This is a genomic window from Bradyrhizobium sp. BLXBL-03 (assembly GCF_051853015.1).
Taxonomy (GTDB): domain Bacteria; phylum Pseudomonadota; class Alphaproteobacteria; order Rhizobiales; family Xanthobacteraceae; genus Bradyrhizobium; species Bradyrhizobium manausense.
In genome coordinates, this window is the sequence record NZ_CP182470.1 from 4774475 (window position 1) to 4793321 (window position 18847).

The 18847-nt window shown below is 64.6% G+C and carries 18 protein-coding genes; 12 read left to right on the top strand and 6 right to left on the bottom strand.

What is annotated here, in order from left to right:
- Positions 1 to 6 precede the first annotated feature (6 nt).
- Genes ACNJX9_RS22960 through aat form a run of 4 tightly spaced genes read left to right on the top strand, consistent with a single transcriptional unit; the run spans position 7 to position 3800 of the window.
- Positions 7 to 1524: a sensor histidine kinase gene (locus ACNJX9_RS22960; protein ID WP_057744877.1), complete on the top strand. Its 1518-nt coding sequence runs from the start codon at positions 7 to 9 to the stop codon at positions 1522 to 1524.
- Positions 1521 to 1961 (top strand): response regulator, encoded by a 441-nt coding sequence (locus tag ACNJX9_RS22965; protein ID WP_057744874.1) that lies wholly within the window; start codon positions 1521 to 1523, stop codon positions 1959 to 1961. Before ACNJX9_RS22960 ends, ACNJX9_RS22965 begins: the two co-directional genes overlap by 4 nt.
- Complete coding sequence (locus tag ACNJX9_RS22970; RefSeq protein ID WP_439404291.1) at positions 1958 to 3067, top strand: sensor histidine kinase; 1110 nt, start codon at positions 1958 to 1960, stop codon at positions 3065 to 3067. The genes ACNJX9_RS22965 and ACNJX9_RS22970 overlap by 4 nt, the downstream gene beginning before the upstream one ends.
- A gap of 52 nt (positions 3068 to 3119) precedes the next feature.
- Positions 3120 to 3800 (top strand): leucyl/phenylalanyl-tRNA--protein transferase, encoded by a 681-nt coding sequence (gene aat, locus ACNJX9_RS22975; RefSeq protein WP_439404292.1) that lies wholly within the window; start codon positions 3120 to 3122, stop codon positions 3798 to 3800.
- 7 nt (positions 3801 to 3807) lie between these two features.
- Here aat and ACNJX9_RS22980 read toward each other — a convergent pair whose 3' ends face one another.
- Positions 3808 to 4863 (bottom strand): DUF2155 domain-containing protein, encoded by a 1056-nt coding sequence (locus tag ACNJX9_RS22980; RefSeq protein WP_439404294.1) that lies wholly within the window; start codon positions 4861 to 4863, stop codon positions 3808 to 3810.
- A gap of 198 nt (positions 4864 to 5061) precedes the next feature.
- Here ACNJX9_RS22980 and ACNJX9_RS22985 point away from each other — a divergent pair, with 198 nt between their 5' ends.
- Positions 5062 to 6009 (top strand): alpha/beta hydrolase, encoded by a 948-nt coding sequence (locus tag ACNJX9_RS22985; protein ID WP_439404296.1) that lies wholly within the window; start codon positions 5062 to 5064, stop codon positions 6007 to 6009.
- A 16-nt stretch (positions 6010 to 6025) separates the two neighbouring features.
- The gene (locus ACNJX9_RS22990; RefSeq protein WP_439404297.1) at positions 6026 to 7033 is read left to right on the top strand and encodes a Na+-dependent transporter; all 1008 of its coding nucleotides are present in this window, start codon (positions 6026 to 6028) and stop codon (positions 7031 to 7033) included.
- Between the two features lie 28 nt (positions 7034 to 7061).
- Here the strand turns inward: ACNJX9_RS22990 and ACNJX9_RS22995 are convergent, their stop codons facing one another.
- Positions 7062 to 7976, bottom strand: a complete 915-nt coding sequence (locus ACNJX9_RS22995; RefSeq protein WP_283809587.1) for a LysR family transcriptional regulator — start codon at positions 7974 to 7976, stop codon at positions 7062 to 7064.
- 102 nt (positions 7977 to 8078) lie between these two features.
- Between ACNJX9_RS22995 and bla the strand changes: the two genes are divergently transcribed.
- Positions 8079 to 8963 carry a class A beta-lactamase gene (gene bla, locus ACNJX9_RS23000; RefSeq protein WP_439410112.1) on the top strand — a complete coding sequence of 295 codons (885 nt, stop codon included), beginning with the start codon at positions 8079 to 8081 and terminating at the stop codon, positions 8961 to 8963.
- Positions 8964 to 9030: 67 nt separating this feature from the next.
- On the opposite strand, the gene ACNJX9_RS23005 is transcribed toward bla, so the two are convergent.
- Positions 9031 to 10590 carry a winged helix-turn-helix domain-containing tetratricopeptide repeat protein gene (locus ACNJX9_RS23005; RefSeq protein ID WP_439404299.1) on the bottom strand — a complete coding sequence of 520 codons (1560 nt, stop codon included), beginning with the start codon at positions 10588 to 10590 and terminating at the stop codon, positions 9031 to 9033.
- Between the two features lie 159 nt (positions 10591 to 10749).
- Here ACNJX9_RS23005 and ACNJX9_RS23010 point away from each other — a divergent pair, with 159 nt between their 5' ends.
- A complete protein-coding gene (locus tag ACNJX9_RS23010) occupies positions 10750 to 11004 on the top strand; it encodes a DUF1127 domain-containing protein (RefSeq protein ID WP_083514081.1) in 255 nt (84 codons plus the stop codon).
- On the opposite strand, the gene ACNJX9_RS23015 is transcribed toward ACNJX9_RS23010, so the two are convergent.
- A complete protein-coding gene (locus ACNJX9_RS23015; protein ID WP_439404300.1) occupies positions 10948 to 11967 on the bottom strand; it encodes a GlxA family transcriptional regulator in 1020 nt (339 codons plus the stop codon). The genes ACNJX9_RS23010 and ACNJX9_RS23015 overlap by 57 nt on opposite strands.
- Before the next feature lie 91 nt (positions 11968 to 12058).
- Here ACNJX9_RS23015 and ACNJX9_RS23020 point away from each other — a divergent pair, with 91 nt between their 5' ends.
- Entirely contained in the window at positions 12059 to 12745 is a 687-nt protein-coding gene (locus ACNJX9_RS23020) for a DJ-1/PfpI family protein (RefSeq protein WP_439404302.1), read from the top strand.
- A gap of 489 nt (positions 12746 to 13234) precedes the next feature.
- Here ACNJX9_RS23020 and ACNJX9_RS23025 read toward each other — a convergent pair whose 3' ends face one another.
- Positions 13235 to 13642 carry an NADH:ubiquinone oxidoreductase subunit NDUFA12 gene (locus ACNJX9_RS23025; protein ID WP_439404304.1) on the bottom strand — a complete coding sequence of 136 codons (408 nt, stop codon included), beginning with the start codon at positions 13640 to 13642 and terminating at the stop codon, positions 13235 to 13237.
- Positions 13643 to 13903: 261 nt separating this feature from the next.
- Here ACNJX9_RS23025 and ACNJX9_RS23030 point away from each other — a divergent pair, with 261 nt between their 5' ends.
- The 3 genes from ACNJX9_RS23030 (at position 13904) to ACNJX9_RS23040 (ending at position 17419) form a co-directional block, all read left to right on the top strand.
- Entirely contained in the window at positions 13904 to 14503 is a 600-nt protein-coding gene (locus tag ACNJX9_RS23030) for a BA14K family protein (protein WP_057744847.1), read from the top strand.
- A gap of 265 nt (positions 14504 to 14768) precedes the next feature.
- Positions 14769 to 15182: a response regulator gene (locus ACNJX9_RS23035; RefSeq protein WP_057744844.1), complete on the top strand. Its 414-nt coding sequence runs from the start codon at positions 14769 to 14771 to the stop codon at positions 15180 to 15182.
- On the top strand, positions 15179 to 17419 hold the full coding sequence (locus ACNJX9_RS23040) for a CHASE3 domain-containing protein (RefSeq protein ID WP_439404307.1): 2241 nt from the start codon (positions 15179 to 15181) through the stop codon (positions 17417 to 17419). The genes ACNJX9_RS23035 and ACNJX9_RS23040 overlap by 4 nt, the downstream gene beginning before the upstream one ends.
- A 52-nt stretch (positions 17420 to 17471) precedes the next feature.
- Here ACNJX9_RS23040 and ACNJX9_RS23045 read toward each other — a convergent pair whose 3' ends face one another.
- The gene (locus ACNJX9_RS23045; RefSeq protein ID WP_439404309.1) at positions 17472 to 18368 is read right to left on the bottom strand and encodes a DMT family transporter; all 897 of its coding nucleotides are present in this window, start codon (positions 18366 to 18368) and stop codon (positions 17472 to 17474) included.
- Between the last annotated feature and the right edge of the window lie 479 nt (positions 18369 to 18847).

An 18847-nucleotide genomic window follows, 5' to 3' on the forward strand; every position in this document is an offset into this window, starting at 1 on the left:
ATCGTCGTGACCGCCGAGGGGCGGCGACGTCGCGCATTTGGGCAGATCCTGCTGTTCGCAGCCGGCCTCGTCGTGCTGACCGCGATCAGCGCAGGCTCGGTCTATCTGGTCAACGAGGCGCGCAACGACAGCAAATGGGTGGTTCACACCATCGAGGTGGAGAACCAGGTCAATGCATTGCTGCTCGAGGTCCGCCGTGCCGAGAGCGGCGCGCGTGGCTACCTGCTGACGCGGGAGGCGGGTTTCCGGACCGATCACGAAAAGGCCGTCGCCGCGATCATCCCTGCGCTCGACAGGCTGACGCGCCTGATCGGCGACAATCCGGCACAACGCCAGAATATCGAGCAGCTCAGTGCCGCGATCGAAACCCGCCTCGGCCAGTTCGCGCGCGAGATCGATTTCGTGGGCCAGGGTCAGCCGGAGAAGGCCACGGCGCTCGTCAGCGAAGCCGCCAGCGCCGGCACCACGATTGCCATCGGCAGCGCCGGGAGCGCGATGATCCGCGAGGAGGAGCGGCTGTTCCAGCTCCGCACGGCCAACGCCGACCGCAGCCAGACGCTGGCTGCCTCCCTCACCGGTATCGGTTCCGGCCTCGTGGTGGTCCTCGCCCTGATCTCGATCTGGCTGGTGCGGCGTTCGGCGCGCATCCGCGACGAGGCCGAGGCACAGCTGCGCGATGCCAACGTCAACCTGGAGGCCACCATAGACGAACGCACGGCAGACCTGCGTGAAGCCAACGACGAGATCCAGCGCTTTGCCTATATCGTCAGCCATGACCTGCGCTCGCCGCTGGTTAACATCATGGGCTTCACCAGCGAGCTCGAAGAATTGGGCAAGGACATCTTCCGACGGATCGGAGCGCTTACGCGTGTGCCGGCCGGCGGTCCACCGGTCGAGGCCGCAGAGATTCCGCTCGATGACGCCGACAAGCAGCTGTCGGCGGATTTTTCCGAAGCGCTCGGCTTCATTAAATCTTCGATCGCCCGGATGGACCGGCTGATCTCGGCGATCCTCAACCTCACCCGCGAGGGCCGGCGCGAGTTTCAGCCGGAGCGGATCGACACCCGCGACTTCATCGAGGCCATCGTCTCCTCGCTGGCGCACCAGGCGGCCGAAGCGCAGGCCGAGATCCACATCGAGCCGTTGCCGAATATTGTCAGCGACCGCCTTGCACTGGAGCAGATTTTCTCCAATCTGATCGATAACGCGATCAAGTACCTCAAGACCGGGGTCCCCGGCGAGATCAGAATTCGCGGGCGCACCAAGCTTGGCTACGCTATCTTCGACATCAGCGATAATGGCCGTGGCATCGATCCAAGGGATCATCAGCGGATTTTCGACCTGTTCCGGCGTGCTGGAACCCAGGACAAGCCCGGTCAGGGCATCGGTCTTGCCCATGTACGTGCACTTGTGCGCCGCCTCGGCGGCACCATGTCGGTATCGTCGGAACTGAATGCGGGCAGCACGTTCACGATCACGCTGCCCATCAATTGGAACGCCAGCAACCGGAACGCGGACCGATGACAATGCCCGTCACCATCATCATGATCGAGGACGACGAGGGCCACGCCAGGCTGATTGAGCGCAATATCCGCCGTTCCGGCGTCAACAACGAGATCCTCTCCTTCACCAACGGCAACTCGGCGATGAAGCATCTGTTCGGCCCGGACGGAACCGGGCTCGCTCAGAAGGGCAACGCGCTGCTGATCCTGCTCGACCTCAACCTGCCCGACATGAGCGGCATCGACATCCTGAAGCAGATCAAGGAAAACAAATATCTCAAGGCCTCACCCGTGGTGGTGCTCACCACCACCGACGACAGCCAGGAGATCAAGCGCTGCTACGAGCTCGGCTGCAACGTCTACATCACCAAGCCCGTCAATTACGAGAATTTCGCCAATGCCATCCGGCAGCTCGGCCTGTTCTTCTCGGTCATCCAGGTCCCGCCCGCCGCTTCATGACCCAACACCGCACACCCACACTGCTCTATATCGATGACGACGACGCACTGGCGCGCCTGGTCGATCGCGGCCTGACTCGGCGCGGCTACAAGGTCGTCCATGCCGCCAGCGGCGAGGAAGGCCTCGAGCGGATCCGCAACGCCAGCACTCAGGGCTGCATCGATGTCGTGGCGCTCGACCAGTACATGCCGGGTCTCGACGGGCTCGAGACGCTCGAGCAGATCATGGCGATCCCGGACGCCCCGCCCGTGGTCTTCGTCACCGCCTCGCAGGATTCCAGCATCGCCGTGACCGCGCTGAAAGCAGGCGCGGCCGACTATCTGGTCAAGGACGTCAAGGGCGACTTCATCCCGCTGCTGCATGTCGCGGCCGAAGGCGCGCTGCGCCAGGCCGAGCTGCAGCGCGCGCGTGAGGAAGCCGAGGCCGAGATCCACGCCTCGCGCGACCGCTACGCCGCGCTTGCCGCCGAACGCGAGCTGCTCTTGCGCGAGGTCAATCACCGCGTCGGCAATTCGCTCCAGATCATCGCTTCGCTGCTGCACCTGCAGGCGAGCTCCGCCGCACAGGACGAGGTCAAGGCCGCCCTCACCAACGCGATGGGCCGCGTTGCCGCCGTCGCCCAGGTGCACCGCCGCCTCTACACCTCGCAGGATCTGAAGAGCGTGATGCTCAACCAATATCTCGACTCCCTGCTCGAGGACCTCCGCCGCTCCGCCGAAGGCAACCGGATGTCGCGCCTGACGGTGAAGGCCGAGCCGATCGAGATCGACCCCGACCGCGCCGTCGCCGTCGGTATCATCGTCAACGAGCTGGTGATGAACGCTGTGAAATACGCCTATCCCGATGGCGCCGGGCCCATTCACGTCGAGCTGACCTCGCAAGGCGAGGATCTCCTGCTGTCCATCACCGACGACGGCGTCGGCGACAACGTCAAGGCCGATCCGCGCTCCACCGGCATGGGCCAGCGCATCGTCGCGGCCATGGCTTCCAAGCTCGATGCCACCGTCGAGCGCGATCCGAACCATTCCGGGACCCGCATCCTCCTCCGGTTCCGCCGCACCCCCGCCGTATCAGGCCAGGCGAACAGCGCCGCGGCGGCAAGCTGATCCCGGCCCCGCCCCATCGCACCGGCATCGCGATCCTGCTATTGTAGCGATCATGACTTCCCGCGACTCCGCCTCATCTGAAATCACACCCGCCGTGCTGCTGCGCGCCTATGCCTGCGGCATCTTTCCGATGGCCGAGAGCGCGGACGATCCGACCCTGTTCTGGGTCGAGCCGGAAATGCGCGGCGTGATCCCGCTCGATGGCTTTCGCGTCGCCTCGCGCCTGGCGCGCACCGTGCGCTCGGACGCGTTCCGCGTCACCGTCAACACCGCGTTCAAGGCGACCATCGCCGGCTGCGCGGCGCCGCAGGCAGGGCGCGAGGACACCTGGATCAACAAGCGCATCCGCGACCTCTATGGCGGCCTCTACGAGCTCGGCCATTGCCACAGCGTCGAGGCGTGGCAGGGCGACGATCTCGTCGGCGGCCTCTACGGCGTGAGCCTCGGGCGCGCCTTCTTCGGCGAGAGCATGTTCCACACCGCGCGCGATGCCTCCAAGGTCGCGCTGGTGCATCTGGTCGCGCGGCTGATCCATGGCGGCTTCGAGCTGCTCGACACCCAATATGTCACCGAGCATCTGAAGAGTTTTGGTGCGACCGAAATCTCGAGGCGGCGCTACACCGCGCTGCTCGACAAGGCGCTCACCGGCGAGCCCGGCGATTTCCTGCGACTGTCGTCAGGCGATGCGATCCCCGGCGCACGCGCGCTCGAGATCATCGCTTCGCGGCAGTAGATCAGCCCTACCGGCTGCCAAACCCGGGAATACCGAACAGACCGGGTCGCTGCTCCGGCGGCGGAGGTGGCGGCGGGGCCGCCTGCGGCGGTGGCGGCAGAGGCTGCGGCGGACGCTGCTGCACGGCCTGCTTGGGCGCGGCCTTCTTCTGCGCCGCTGGCGGTGGTGGGGGCGCGGCCGGCTTGGTTGCGGGATCCGGCGCTGCGGTCGCAATGGTCTGCTGCGGCTCTTTGCAGTCGGTCAGCCAGATGTCGTAGATCGGGTGCTCGACGCCGTGCAGGCCGGGGCTTGCCGCATACATCCAGCCGGAGAAGATCCGCTTCACCTCGCCCTGCAAGGTGATCTCGTCGACCTCGACGAAGGCGTCGGTGTTGGCGGCCTCGGTCGCGGGGCGCGTGTAGCAGGCATCGGTCTTCACCCTGAGCGCGCCGAATTGCACGGTCTCGCCGATATCCTCGTCGAAATTGATGATGCGGCCGGTGATCTTGTCGAGGCCGGAGAAGGTCGCCTTCTTGTTCACGATCTTCTGGGCCGGCGGCTCGGTGACGACCTCGTCGCCCGGCTGCAGGCTTGCCGGTGCCTGCGGTATGGCACCCTGCTGGGGCCCGCCCTTCTGCTGCGGCTGGCGCTGACCAGGAACAGCACCGGGAGCTGCGCCCGGCTGGGCCGGCCCGCCCGGGGGCGCAACCGCCACGGCCGGGGGCTGGTTCTGCGGCGCGATGCTGGTGCCCGGCGGCGGCGCCAGCGGCTGGGTTTCGACCGGTCCGGGCATGGCATTGCCCTGGCGCGGCATCGGGCGCGACGGCAGCACACGGCCCTGCGGCGGCAGCTCAGGCACCTCTTCGTCGTCGTCGGGGGTCGGGGCCGGCTGCGGCTGTCCGCCACGGGGAATGGTCCCCGGCGGGCGCAGCGGCGGCGGATCGGAGAAGATCGTGCCGATCTGCGCCTGCACCGGCGTTGCAACCGTCAGCGCGCTGGCAGCCAGCAGCGCCGCAAGGCCTGTCAGGGTAAAAGTTTTGAACATCTCGCGCGGCTTCAACAGCGAATCGGGCTTGTTGGACATTCTACAGGGGATACCGCCGCTCGCAGGCCAACCGGTTAACACGGCGAATACGGCGGGGAAAGGGCGGCATTCCTGCCCTGCCGGCCACCCGCTGGCCATCCCGGCCCCTGGATGGGATAGTTGGAGGCCTCTCCCCGGGGCCCGAAGCGGGCATTGCCCCCCGTTCAACGATAACCAGAAACCACCGAGGTCGCCCCCATGCCCGTCGTGCTCGATCCCGATGCCGCCGCCGTCTACCGCGCCTTCCAGGAGGCTGGCCGCCCTCCCTATGAGACGCTGTCCCCTGCGGAAGCGCGCGACGATTACCTCCGGGCCCGGTTTGCCACCAACCCCGAGCCGCCCGAGCTGGCCCGCGTCGCGCCGCTGTCGATCCCGGCACCCCACGGCGCAATCTCGGCACGGATCTACGTGCCGAAACAGCCGCGTCTCAAGGATGGGCTGGCGCCCGCGCTGGTGTTCTTCCACGGCGGCGGCTGGGTGATCGGCGATCTCGACAGCCACGACGTCGTCTGCCGGCAGCTCGCCGACGCAGGCGCGCTGATCGTGATCGCGATCGACTACCGCCTTGCGCCCGACCATAAGTTTCCCGCCGCAACCGATGATGCGATTGCCGCGACCAAATGGGTGGCTGCGAATGCGCGCGAGCTCGGCATCGACCCTGCGCGCCTTTCGATTGGTGGCGACAGCGCCGGCGGCAATCTCGCGGCCGTCGTTGCGCTGGCCGCGCGTGATGGCGACGGCCCCAAGCTCGCGGGCCAGGTGCTGATCTATCCCGCCGTCGACTTCGCCATGACGCACGGCTCGCACAGCGAGCCAGAGACCAGCGTGCTGCTGACGCATGCGGTGGTCCGCTGGTTTCGCGACCATTATCTCAACGGCGCCGCCGATATCCATGACTGGCGCGCCTCGCCGGCCCGTGCGACCACGCTCATCGGCTTGCCGCCGGCCTATGTGCTCACCGCCGGCGCCGATCCCCTGCGCGACGAGGGCGAGGAATACGCCGCACGGCTGAAGCAGGTCGGCGTGCCGGTCACCACCAGGCATTATCCCGGCCAATTCCACGGCTTCTTCACCATGGGCAAACTGCTGCAACAGGCCAATGTTGCCGTGAGCGAGATCGGCGCCTGGCTGAAGGCGTTGGGCTGACAACGCCACCATCCTGATGTCATCAGCGCTTCAATCCCTCTTCGCCCTTCCGCTGCGCGGCCTGACCTGGCTCGGCAGCCAGGGCACGCGCGCGGTGGCGGCTGTCGTATTCATCGCCGCAGCCGTGCCGCCGCTCGGCGCGTTGCTGCGTCCCTACGTCACCGAGGCGATCCTCGTCCTGCTCTGCATCTCTTTCATGCGGGTCGATCTCGTGGCGCTCTATGGCCATCTGCGTCGGCCTGCGCTGGTGGCGACCGCCACGGCCTGGACCACGATCGGCGTGCCCGTCATCGTTGGCTTGATCGCGCATGCGACCGGGCTCACCGACCACGCGCCCGGCCTGTCGCTGGCTCTGATGCTGCAGAGCATGGCCTCGCCGATGATGGCCTCTCCGGCGCTCGCCGCCCTGATGGGCCTCGATGCGACGCTGGTGCTGGTCACGCTGGTGACCGCAACCGCCATCGTGCCGTTCACCGCCTCGCTGTTCGCAAGCCTGTTTCTCGCCGGCATGCTCAGCATTTCCCCACTCACGCTTGGCCTGAAACTGCTCGGCATCCTGGCGGCATCGCTGCTGGGCGCGACCGTCATCCGTCGGCTGTTCGGCACCGAGACGATCCAGCGCTACAAGCAGCCGATCGACGGCTTCAACATCATCATCCTCTTCATCTTCGCGGCCGCCGTGATGGGCGACGTGATCAGCGACCTGATCGCGCGGCCGATCTTCACCATCGGCCTCGCAGCCCTGTCCTTCACGATCTATTTTGCGCTGCTCGCCGTCACGACCTTGCTGTTCCGCCGCATCGGCACCGAGCGCGCGCTGGCGCTCGGGCTGATGGTGTCACAGCGCAATCTCGGCCTGATGCTGGCCGCGACATCAGGCGCGCTGCCGCCGACGACTTGGCTCTATTTCGCGATGACGCAGTTTCCGATTCATCTGGCGCCGTACTTGCTGACACCGATCGCGCGGCGACTGACGGCGCGGGCGGAAACGTCCAGCCCGGTGGCTCCAAGCAGCGCAACTTAAAAGCTGCCGTCCGGAGGGGGCGGAAGCATTATGGATTGCGCGACTTCTTTTTCTTGCACTCCGCCAAGATCCAGTCGTGGAACGCCTTCATCCCATGCGAGAGCCTCTTGGATTTGAGCGACGTGAGCCAATAGGATCCCAGAAAGACTTGGTCGTCATAGGGGCAAACCAGCCGCTTGCGCGATAGATCGTCCGAAAACAGCGCGACCGGCAGGAGCGCGACCCCGGCGCCTTGAGCCGCGGCATGCGCCAGGGAGACCGACGAGTCGAAGGTCGGTCCGGTCATCCGCGGTTGCCTGCATTTGACCGCCTCGAACCATTGCGCCCACTCGCCCGGCCGGTACGACCGCAACAACACCTCCTTATGGAGGTCGACCGGATCTCTCAGGCGCTTGGCCACATCAGGCGCGCACATCGGTGTGAAATGGGCCTCGACCAGCCGCTCGGCATTCGTTCCATGCCACGCGCCGTCGCCAAATCGAATGGCGTAGTCCAACCCTTCGCCGCCGAGGTCCACACGGTTGTTGTTCGCAAAGATTCTGACATCGATGTTCGGATGATCAGAGGTGAAGCTCCTGAGACGCGGAAGGAGCCAGCCGGATGCGAACGTTCCGACGACGCCAACTGTCAGCATTTCGCGCATTCGACCGTTCTCGAACCGGTCCAGCACCTGATTGATTCGGCCGAACGCATCCGAGATTGCAGGCTGCAGCGCCTCGCCTTCTTCCGTGAGAGCGAGCCCGCGGGTCAATCGCCGGAAAAGCTTGACGCGCAGGCTCTCTTCCAGAACCCGCACCTGCTGGCTCACGGCCGCCTGCGACACCCGCAGTTCGAGACCGGCCTTGGTGAAGCTGAGATGGCGCGCGGCCGCTTCGAATGAGCGGAGCGCGTTCAGGGGTAGATTGGAAATATTGGCAGGGCGACGGGCCAAGTCCGGATCCAAGTTTTTCCGATCCAAGTTTTACTTATGGATGGCCTTACGAACCATCGTTTGTCAATCGCCCGGGCGCGACGCAAAACCTTCCCGCATTCAGGGGAGTTCTCGATGCTTACACGACGTCAATTCAGCTCATCCGCATTTGCGATCGCCGGAGGTTTGTTCCTGCCTGATGTTTCGGTTGCCGCGTCAGGTGGAACTGCACCGCTCATCGAGGCGATCAAGCAGCTGGAACAGAAGAGCGGAGGCCGACTCGGCGTCTCCGTGCTCGACACGAATTCCGGCGTTCCCATCCATCACAGGGGAGACGAACGCTTTCCCATGTGCAGCACATTCAAGGTCCTGGCGGCGGCGGCAATATTGAAAGACGTGGGCAGCAAGCTGGAAGGCCTTGAACGGCGCGTTCGTATCGAGCAGGCCGACCTCGTCGAGTACTCGCCGGTCACGAGCAAGCATGTCGGCGGAGAGGGAATGTCGCTTCGCGAACTTTGCGAGGCTGCCATCACCCTGAGCGACAACACGGCCGGCAACGCACTTCTGAAAAACATTGGCGGTCCCGCCGGCTTGACCAGCTTTGCGCGCAGCCTGGGCGACGAGACGACCAGGCTCGACCGGATTGAAACCGAACTGAACGAAGCCGCGCCGGGCGATCCCCGCGACACCACCACGCCGAATGCGATGGCCGCAAATTTCCGGCGTCTGCTGCTCGGTGATGCCCTTGTCCCTGAAGGGCGCGATCAACTGGTCAAATGGCTTGGGGCCAACAAGACCGGCGACAGTCGTTTGCGGGCCGGCCTGCCGCAAGGATGGCGTGTGGGCGACAAGACCGGTTCGGGTCAACGCGAGACGGCCAATGACGTCGCGATCGTTTGGCCGCCCGAGCGTTCGCCGATCATCATCGCGGTCTATCTCACCGGCGCATCGCTCGATCCCAACGGACGAAACGATGTGATCGCATCCGTTGGTCGGGAGGTCGGCAAGGCCTTTGGCTGACGATCGTGTGCCCGCCCTACCCGTGCCGCTGTCGATCCCGGCCCCTACGGCACGGAGATGTGCGGGGCTACTCCGGCAAGCCAGCGGCTCGCAAGGCCGATGCGATCTGCTTGCGCACGTCGTTTGAACGGAAAGGAACAGCCTGTCGGCCACGCGAAGCATGGTAGTCCGGCTGAAGTTTCAACAATTGCGCCGCCGCTTCGCGGGCTTCGACAGCATGTCCAGCTCGGACCGAGTTCGCAATATAGGCTTCGAGCATATTCGTATCGGCGGTGAACTGGAATGCCTTCACCGCCAAGGCGCATCCTTCCTCGAAGCGTCCCTGACAAAAATGTGCAAACGAGATTCCCAACCAAGCAGTTGCTCGTAACGGATCAAAAGGACTTAACCTGATCATTCGGTCGAAACTCTCGATGGCGCGTTCTGGTTCACCACACATCAGCGCCACCCATCCCCGGGAGTACCAAGCGATGGCGAGATTTGGGTTGAGAGCGACAGCCTGCTCGACCATCAACAATCCACGATCATATTCCTGCCCAAAGTACGTCAGCACATGGCCGCACCTGGCCAATGTGAAAGCGTCGAAATTTGCCGCTCTTGCACCAAAGCGAGCAAACTGAACCGCATCCGCTCGCATTTCCTCTGTCAGAGGCAAGCCGCTGGTCACTTGCTGCACGAGAAATGTCCACGCAGCCATGGCAAATGCTGCGGCGTATTCTTCGTCTCGTTCAAACGCTTCCTTAAAGAAGGCCCGCGCAAGAGGTTGCGCCCTCCGACTTGTCCCCAGCGCCATACCCCGCAAGAAGAAATCGTAGCTGTCCAGCTTTTCGGTAGGTTTCCGTCTCGATCGTTCGATTTCCGCCTGCTCGAGTTTCGGAGCAATCAGCCCAACGACCTTTGCTGTGATTTGGTCTTGCAGACCAAAAACGTCCTCGAGCGCACCATCAAAATGGTCAGCCCACAAATGTCGATCCGTCACAGCCTCTAGAAGCTGCCCGGTAATGCGAACCTTGCTTCCGGCTTTTCTAACGCTTCCCTCTAATACGTAGCGAACGCCGAGTTCTCTACCGACCTGCTTTACGCTGACAACGCGCCCCTTGTAGGTGAAGCTCGTGTTGCGACCAATGACGAACAGCGATTTGAACCGGGACAGTGCAGTCGTGATCTCTTCAGTCATGCCATCGGCAAAATACTGCTGCTCGGGATCACCGCTCATATTCTCGAACGGCAGCACCGCGATGGACGGTCTATCGGGAAGCGCGAGAGTGGGTGCTTCCGGTCCTGGCCTGCTCCCAGGGCCTATCGGCTCTCTGGTCTCACTCTCCGCCACGGTTCCGATGAACCGGACGCCCTTGCGCGGCAGGGTCTTGATGAGGCGCTGCTCTTCACCGGAATCGCCGATCGCAATTCGGGCGGCATTCAGGCGGGTCGTCAGCGCAGCGTCGGATACGATGCGGCCCTTCCAAACGGCGTTCACCAGGTCATCCTTGCTGACGACCCGATCCCTGTTTCTGATCAGGTAGTCGAGCAGATCAAATACCTGGGGTGCGATCGCGATGAGGCTATCCCCGCGATGCAGCTCGCGCCGGTCGATGTCGAATGCGTACTCTTCGAACAGATAGCGCAAATTCTGATCCGTTGAGTGAGCCGGCCGACCGGAGGTTGGTCCCGGCGAAAACCGCAAGAATAAGCTGCTGAAAAGGAAAATGTAAGCTGCCGGTCAAGCGCGGCTGGATCTCCCCTGGCAATCTCGTGCGGGTGCGGATCTTCCAGAGGAGACAGGGCAATGAGCACGATCGACAGCACCAGCTGGCTCGAAAGAACCTCCGCATCAACGCGGTGTGTCTGCAGCCTTTTCTGGGGGTGCTGGGATGCCTTCCAAGAATGGAGTGATAAGCAGAAATTACACGCTACGTTGTCTAACTTGAGTGATAGGGAGTTGATGGACATCGGCACTTCGCGCGGCGAGATCGACTACGTCGTCTCAAACAGCGACATCGGCCCGCGAGGCATCCGGAGCCGCGTCCACCCTCTCGTCTGAGGCGCACCGGCCTCCATTGGACCGCTGCCCCGCCCGTGCCGCGCGCCGCAACGCCTGCGGCGGCTGGCCGAAGGCGCGGATGAAGGCGCGGCGCATGCGCTCGGGGTCGCCGAAACCGGTTGTTTCGGCGACGCGTTCGATCGCCTCGCGCGAGGACTGAACGCGTTCGCGCGCGACCTCGATCCTTAGGCGCTCGATCGCTTTCGATGGCGTCGTGCCGGTCTCGGCGGCAAAGGCGCGGGCGAAATGTCGCGCGCTCATGCCGGCGCGATCGGCGAGGTCTTCCACGGTCAACCTCGCGTCGAGATTTTCCCGCGCCCACGACAACAGCCCACCGAAGCGGCCGTTCGGCGTCTTCAACTCGAGCAGCGACGAGAACTGCGACTGGCCGCCGCTGCGGCGATGGTAGAGCACGAGTTGGCGCGCGGTCGCTTGCGCGATCTCCTCGCCGTGGTCCTCGGTGACCATCGCGAGCGCGAGATCGATGCCGGCGCTGATGCCCGCCGACGTCCAGACGTTGCCGTCACGGGTGAAAATCTGGTCCGGCTCGAACTTCACCTTGGGATAGCGCGCGACGAATTCGCGGGTGCGGCCCCAATGCGTGGTGGCGCGGCGGCCGTCGAGCAGGCCGGCCTCCGCAAGCACATAGGCGCCGGAGCAGACACTGGCGATGCGCACGCCGCGCCTGGCCAGCCGCTGCACGAAGGCGAGCGTCGCAGGACAGCCCGCCGGAGCCGACACGCCCGCGCCGCCGGCCACGACCAGCGTCGTGATCGCGTTCGCAGATTTGAAATCGCGCGCCATCATCTCGACGCCGGAGGACGAGCGCACGGCGCCCGCATTCAGCGCCAGCACCCGCAGCGCCAGCGGCTTGCCGCTGGCGCGTGCCGCGATCTCGAACACCGAGATGGGACCGGCCGCATCGAGCAGCTGGAAGTCCGGGAAGATCAGGATGCCGATCATGGTCATGTCCGAAAGTGAGGGAAGTACGCCATTTTGGACAGGAGGGCACCATGCCATTCTGCGCCCGTCAAGTTCTTCTTCGGAGGCTCTCATGTCGGCACCGCTCCAGATCGGACTTCTGGTGTTCCCGCGCGTCACCCAGCTCGACTTCACCGGCCCGCTGCAGGTGTTCTCATCCCTCCCCGGCGCGACCGTGCACCTGATCTGGAAGACGCTTGATCCGGTGCCAAGCGATTCCGTGCTGATGCTGACACCATCAGTGACATTTGCCGACTGTCCGCAACTGGATGTGATCTGCATTCCCGGCGGGTTCGGCACCGATGCGCTCCTGAATGACGAGGAGACGCTCGACTTCGTGCGCAAGCAGGCTGCGAACGCCAAATTCGTCACCTCGGTCTGCACGGGATCGCTGGTGCTGGGCGCGGCCGGGCTTCTGAAGGGCTACAATGCCGCGACCCATTGGAGCGCAATGGAGATGCTGAATTTGTTCGGTGCGACACCGACCAAGACGCGCGTCTGCGTCGATCGCAACCGCGTCACCGGCGGCGGTGTCACCGCGGGGATCGATTTCGCATTGACGCTGGTCTCGCTGCTGGTCGACCGCAGCACCGCCGAGGCCATCCAGCTCCGCCTCGAATACAACCCCGCGCCGCCCTTCAACGCTGGCTCGCCGGAGACCGCGCCAGACGAGGTGCTCGCGCTCATGAAAGAGCGGATCGCGCCATTCCAGGCGCGGCGCTTGGATGCGGCCAAGCGGGCGGCTGAGCGGCTGATGTAGTGTGTCCCAACGCTGCGCTCGCAATGACAGAGCCCGCGGCCCCGCTCTTCTCCCCCCAACCCAACAGAAAAAGGCCGCTCGGTTTCCCAAGCGGCCTTTCCTGTCTCACGGCGGCGCACATTCTCATCGGGCGATGTCGGAACTTCCAGACCGGGGGCCTATCTCCCGATCGAGTCCTTCCTCGGCAGCCGCTGCATTTCGGGACAGTCGCGAACTGTTGCCCGAACCGAACGCGATGGTTTCCCATCTCCGTAAGATGGGTTCATTGAGCCGCATCGCTCGTGCGGACGCAACGGCGCGGCAACCGGCATCCCCGTTGATCCCGTTGTCCACAGCGACGTCGTCAGGATGCGCGTGCATCCAATCCGGAAGATGAAGAAGGCTGGAGCTAAAGCATGATCCGGAAAAGTGTGAAGCGGTTTTCCGAAAAGATCATGTTCAAACAAAGAGCTAAAGCGCGATGACGGTTCAACCCAATCTCATCGCGCTTTAGCCGGGCGTCCAGGGCTGGTAGTCGCCGGTCGCCTTCGGCCGCCTGCCGCTGGCCAGCGTCGAGCCCGCCGGCCGGTAGGCCTTCGGCGTGCCGGTCAGATTCGGCTGGTGCGGCTTTTCCCACTCGCGCGGCTGGTAATTGATCTCCGTCGGTGGGGTGTCGACGACGTGATGGATCCAGCCGTGCCATTCCGGCGGAATGCGGCTGGCCTCTGCATAGCCGTTATAGATCACCCAGCGCCGCTCGAAGCCGAGCGTTGGGTCGATCTTGCCGCCGCCGGTGCGGTAGTAACGGTTGCCCTGCTCGTCCTGGCCAACCAGCTCCCCGAACCTGGAGGTCCAGAGTTGGGTGCCAAAGGTCTGGCCGTTCCACCAGGTGAAGAGCTTCAGGAAGAATTGTTTCATGCGGCAAGGGCCCTGCTTCGTGGGGTCCTGATGCCATCCGGACGGCCAAATGTCCAGTTCCGCGGGCGCGGCCATGCCCGGCCCAAATGCGGTGACGGGGCCGCCGGAACGACCTCAAAGAGAACGCCGCGCCTCGGACGCCATCCGTTCACGCTGGGTACAGCAGCCCGGTGGGAATCTGCGGTCCATGCGCAAACCGGCGTGATCCCAGGAACTGGTGCCCCCTCAAGGGATTTGTTTTTCGGGAAAAGGAGTTTGAACATGAACAGTCTGAGAGTTTTGGGTGCGGCCGCAACGCTGGCCCTCGTTCTGCCGATGGCGACGCCGAGCTTCGCCCAGGGCCACGGCGGCCATTTCGGCGGCGGTGGCGGTGCTCACTTCAGCGGAGGTGGTGCTCACTTCAGTGGTGGCGGTGCTCACTTCGGCGGCGGCAGCTTTGGCGCCGCCCGCCCCGCCGGTGGCAATTTCGCTGCCAGCGCAGCCGTACGGCCGTCCGGAGGAGCGACCGGCTTTACGGGCCGCAACTTCGCAGCAGCCGGAGGCCAATGGAATGGCGGCGGCGGCCAATGGAACGGCGGTAATTGGCACGGCGGCTGGCATCGCCATCATGGTGGCGGCTTCTGGCCGGGTTTCGCGGCGGGCGCAGCGATCGGCGGACTCGGCTCATACGCCTATTATGGCGGCCCGTATTACGGCGATGGCTACTACGACGACGGCTATTATGACGACAGTGCGACCGTCGCCGTGGTGCCCGACACAGGTGGCGATTCGTCGGCCTATTGCGCCCAGCGCTACCGGTCCTACGACCCGGCCTCGGGCACCTATCTCGGCTATGACGGCTTGCGTCATCCCTGCCCGTAATACGGCGTGACGATCATCGTTCAAGGGCGGCGCCGATGACGGGCGCCGCTCTTTGCTTGACGAGCCTTCGCCAATTGGGCCATCGCCTCAACCTGTCGTTGTAACCCGATGAAATTCACTTGGGGCACCCACGCCGGCATCGGGAACTCGCAGGGCGCTATGCATTGCTCCGTGCATATCTTTCGGTCCAATCCAAAATTGACCCGACGTACGATTCGCCTATATCAGCAGTCGCTGTGGGGACTTCGATCTACTGGGAAAGGTCATGCCGCGTATTCTCGTGGTCGATGACGATCCGATGGTCGGCGCGACCATCGAGGTCCTCCTCCTGCGCCAGGGCTTCGACGTCACGTTGACTGACGGCGGCGAAACGGGCCTTGCTGCGCTGGAAGCGCAGACGTTTGACGTGATGCTGGTTGATATCTTCATGCCGCATATGCGCGGCTTTGAATCGATCCGTATCTTCCACGAACGCGCGCCGGCGATTCCGTTGATCGCCATGTCGGGCTACGCCTTCGCCTCATCCGCCTCGCCCTCCCCGGACTTCCTGCGCATGGCGCTGGAGCTCGGGGCGACGCGCTGCCTACGCAAGCCCTTCACGCCCGAAGCGCTGCTGGCCACGATCCGGGAATGCCTCGGCGAGAGCGCGCCGCCAAAGGACCAGAAAGAGGCCCCTTGATCCCCTCGCAGCGCGTCATTCTCGGTGCTGGACTTGCCGTTCTCCTGCTCATCACCGCCGCCTCGATCGGTCTCGATGTCAAGTCGCGGTCGGACGCCGCCCAGGTCAGCCGCACCGTCGAGGTGCTGAAGAAGGTCTCGGATCTGCGTATCCTGCTCCGCCGTGCCGAAAGCGCCGCGCGCGGCTACGAGATCTACCGGAGTTCAAGCTTCAACGACGAATTCCAGACGGTGCGTGCCCGGATCGCGCCTGCCCTTGCCGACCTCAAGCGCAACATGCGCGACAATCCGGATCAGCTCGCGCTGCTCGAGAGCACCGAGCCGCTAGCGCTGCGCCGGCTCGACATCGCCGCGGAGGCCATGCGCCTGCGCACCGCCAATGACAGCGACGGCATCGCCGCGCTCCAGAGCAAGGGCGAAGGCCGCAGCCTGATGGACATGGTGACGGGCAATCTCGACCGCCTGAGTTCAGGGGAAGAACGGTTGCTCAACGAGCGATCGCAGGCTTCGCGCCGCACCGGCACCGTGCTGCTCGGCATCGACGTCGCCGGCGCCCTGGTGATCCTGTTGCTGGTCGTGATGGTGATGCGCGAAAGCCAGCGCGCCACCGTACAACTTCAAAGCTCGCTCGATCAGACGCAAGCGGCCAAGGAGGCGCTCGAGGCCGCCGTTGCCGAACGCACCGAGCACCTCGTCATCGCTCACGACGAATTGCGTCTGTCGGTCAACGTGCTGCAGAGCACGTTCCGCAGCATGGCGGAGGCGGTGCTGGTGATCGACAAGGAAAGCACCGTGCTGCTGTCCAATCCGGCGGCCGAGCGCATGCTGCTGCATCGGGCCGGCACGAACCTCGGCAATCTGCGCGCGCTGTCCGACGTGTTCCACGGCGACGGCGTCACGCCGCTCAAGTCCGACGAGCTGCCATCGGTGCGCGTGCTGCGCGGCGAGGAGTTCGAAGATCTCGAGATGATCGTCCGCCCGCACAGCGGCAACGGCACGCGCCACCTGATGATCAGCGGCCGGCCGATGCGCGACGGCCAAGGCAACGTCTCCGGCGCGGTGCTGGTCTATCACGATGCGACCGCCTCGCGCGAAACCGAGCGGCAGCTGTATCAGTCGCAGAAGCTCGATTCGATCGGCAAGCTGACCGGCGGCGTCGCGCACGACTTCAACAACATGCTGACCGTGATCTCGGGCAATACCGAGACGCTGGTGACAGGGCTGAAGGATCAGCCCGAGCTGCAGCGCACCGCGCGCCTGATCGACGATGCCGCCGCGCGCTGCGCCGACCTGATCCAGCATTTGCTGGCCTTCGCGCGCAAGCAGCCGCTGCAGCCGCGCGATGTCGAGATCAACGCCGCCATCGCCGACATCGCAAAATTGCTGCGCCCGACCCTCGGCGAGCAGATCCAGATCGAGACCGTGCTCGAAAAGGGACCGATGACCTCGCACATCGATCCGTCCCGCCTCACCAATGCCGTGCTCAACATGGCGATCAACGCCCGCGACGCCATGCCGAACGGCGGCAAGCTGCTGCTCGAGACCCATCACGTCGTGCTGGACGAGGCCTATGCGCAGGCCAATGCGGACGTCACGCCCGGCCCCTACGTCATGCTCGCCGTCAGCGACACCGGCACCGGCATGCCTCAGAGCGTGCAGGACAACGCGTTCGAGCCGTTCTTCACCACCAAGGAGATCGGCAAGGGCTCCGGCCTCGGCCTCTCCATGGTCTACGGTTTCGTCAAGCAGTCCGGCGGCCACATCAAGATCTACAGCGAGGAAGGCCACGGCACCACGATCAAGCTCTATCTGCCGCCTGGCCAGGGCATCGCAGAAGCGGCCGGCGTGAGCGTGCCGCAGGCTGAAGGCGGCGCCGAGACCATCTTTGTCGTCGAGGACGACAATCTGGTGCGCACCTTCGTCACCGCCCAGCTCCAGAGCCTCGGCTACAACACCGTCGCCGCCGCCGACGCCAAGGCGGCGCTGGAGCTGATCGACGCCGGCCAGGCCTTCGACCTGCTCTTTACCGACGTCGTCATCCCCGGCGGCATGAGCGGCCGCGAGCTTGCCGACGAAGTGGCCAGACGTCGGCCTGATGTGAAGGTGCTCTACACCTCCGGCTACACCGACAACGCCATCGTCCATCACGGCAAGTTGGATGACGGCGTCATGCTGCTGACCAAGCCCTATCGCCGCAACCAGCTCGCGGAGATGATCCGGAAGGCGCTGGGAGCATGATCCGGAAAAGTGGGCAGCGGTTTTCCGGCAAGATCATGCTCGAACAAAAAGCCTAGCGCGTCGCCAGCAGCACCGCGGCGAGCGTGAAGATCAGCCCGCCGATCTGCCCTGACCCGAGCGGCTCGTGCAGCGCGATCGCCGACGCCACCACGCCGATGACAGGCACCGCCATCGTCCCGATCGCCGCCACCGAGGCCGGCAGGCGCGCCAGCGCTGCGAACCAGCTGACATAGGCGATGCAGAACTGCACCACGGTCGAATAGACCAGCAGCCACCAGCCAACCGGCGTCACCTTGTCCAGATGCGAGGTCTCGACGAGTAAGCCGATGATCGAGATCGGCAGGCAGCCGAGGCCGATCTGCCAGGCCGCAGCCGTGATCGGCGGCAGGTGGATCGGGTACTTCTTCGAGAACACCGTGCCGATTGCAAAGCCGAGCGCGCCTGACAGCGCCATGATGATGCCGGGCAGCTTCTCGGTGCTGGCGGCAATGCCGTTGCCGCCCATGATCGAGGCAAGGCCGGCAAAGGCCATCACCAGCCCCAGCGTTCGCAGCAATGTCGGTCGCTCGCCGAGCACGGGCCAGGCGATCAGCGAGGCCCAGACCGGCATGGTGTAGGCGATCAGCGCCGCCTCACTGGCCGGCAGCCAGAGCAGCGCCAGCCCCATCAGCACCATCCAGCCGGTGACGTTGAGGAGCGCGGCCGTCAGCAGCCGCGGCCAGATCGCGGGCGCGACCTTCAGGCTGTCGCCGCGCACCAGCGCGAGCAGCGCCAGCAGCGCGGCGCCGAGCACGCCGGTGACGCCGCGCAAGGTGAGCGGCGGCAGCTCGCCGATCAGGAATTTGGTAACAGGCCAATTGAATCCCCAGCCGATCGAGGTGATGGCGAGGAACATCAGGCCGGCCGGGGCGATGCGCGGTCGCGGCACCGGCCGAGTCGAATCAAGCATGTGGGCAGTCCGGCAAATCAGCGCTCAGCTTGGCGCGGATTCGCGGCCGCGACCACCACCGCGGCGGGCATGCCTGCCCTCAGCTTCCGTACCACTACGTGAGTCCCGCTGACGCAATCCCGGTCCCGAAAAATATACCTGCCCTGTGAACAGCGGGATGAAGGGTCCGGATCAGCGCGAGATGCAAATTTTTTCGGTTGGGAATCCCTGAGGACTCACTGATACTTGCCTCCACAACAGGCACGGGCCTGCCCCCTGTTATCCCCCGCAATCCACCATATTTAGTATTTGATTCAGGAACTCGCACTAGTTCTTGACGGGCGCACTGGAGAGTCCTAGCTTTCGGACCGTTCGGCGCGAGTGAGTTTGCGTCCCGCCGGCACTCCCCCAAAGGGTCCGCACAACTGCACTCCGCCAAGCCAGACGAAGGCAGCGGGATGAGGGCTTGTCTGCCCTCGGAAGGCGGATTTTTCGGGCGC

What these genes read in the sequence shown, in the direction of transcription:
- ACNJX9_RS22965 (WP_057744874.1), top strand. Translation starts at nt 1,521, where the DNA reads ATGACAATGCCCGTCACCATCATCATGATCGAGGACGACGAGGGCCAC.
- ACNJX9_RS22970 (WP_439404291.1), top strand. Translation starts at nt 1,958, where the DNA reads ATGACCCAACACCGCACACCCACACTGCTCTATATCGATGACGACGAC.
- aat (WP_439404292.1), top strand. Translation starts at nt 3,120, where the DNA reads ATGACTTCCCGCGACTCCGCCTCATCTGAAATCACACCCGCCGTGCTG.
- ACNJX9_RS22980 (WP_439404294.1), bottom strand. Translation starts at nt 4,863, where the DNA reads ATGTCCAACAAGCCCGATTCGCTGTTGAAGCCGCGCGAGATGTTCAAA.
- ACNJX9_RS22985 (WP_439404296.1), top strand. Translation starts at nt 5,062, where the DNA reads ATGCCCGTCGTGCTCGATCCCGATGCCGCCGCCGTCTACCGCGCCTTC.
- ACNJX9_RS22990 (WP_439404297.1), top strand. Translation starts at nt 6,026, where the DNA reads ATGTCATCAGCGCTTCAATCCCTCTTCGCCCTTCCGCTGCGCGGCCTG.
- bla (WP_439410112.1), top strand. Translation starts at nt 8,079, where the DNA reads ATGCTTACACGACGTCAATTCAGCTCATCCGCATTTGCGATCGCCGGA.
- ACNJX9_RS23010 (WP_083514081.1), top strand. Translation starts at nt 10,750, where the DNA reads ATGAGCACGATCGACAGCACCAGCTGGCTCGAAAGAACCTCCGCATCA.
- ACNJX9_RS23015 (WP_439404300.1), bottom strand. Translation starts at nt 11,967, where the DNA reads ATGATCGGCATCCTGATCTTCCCGGACTTCCAGCTGCTCGATGCGGCC.
- ACNJX9_RS23020 (WP_439404302.1), top strand. Translation starts at nt 12,059, where the DNA reads ATGTCGGCACCGCTCCAGATCGGACTTCTGGTGTTCCCGCGCGTCACC.
- ACNJX9_RS23025 (WP_439404304.1), bottom strand. Translation starts at nt 13,642, where the DNA reads ATGAAACAATTCTTCCTGAAGCTCTTCACCTGGTGGAACGGCCAGACC.
- ACNJX9_RS23030 (WP_057744847.1), top strand. Translation starts at nt 13,904, where the DNA reads ATGAACAGTCTGAGAGTTTTGGGTGCGGCCGCAACGCTGGCCCTCGTT.
- ACNJX9_RS23035 (WP_057744844.1), top strand. Translation starts at nt 14,769, where the DNA reads ATGCCGCGTATTCTCGTGGTCGATGACGATCCGATGGTCGGCGCGACC.
- ACNJX9_RS23045 (WP_439404309.1), bottom strand. Translation starts at nt 18,368, where the DNA reads ATGCTTGATTCGACTCGGCCGGTGCCGCGACCGCGCATCGCCCCGGCC.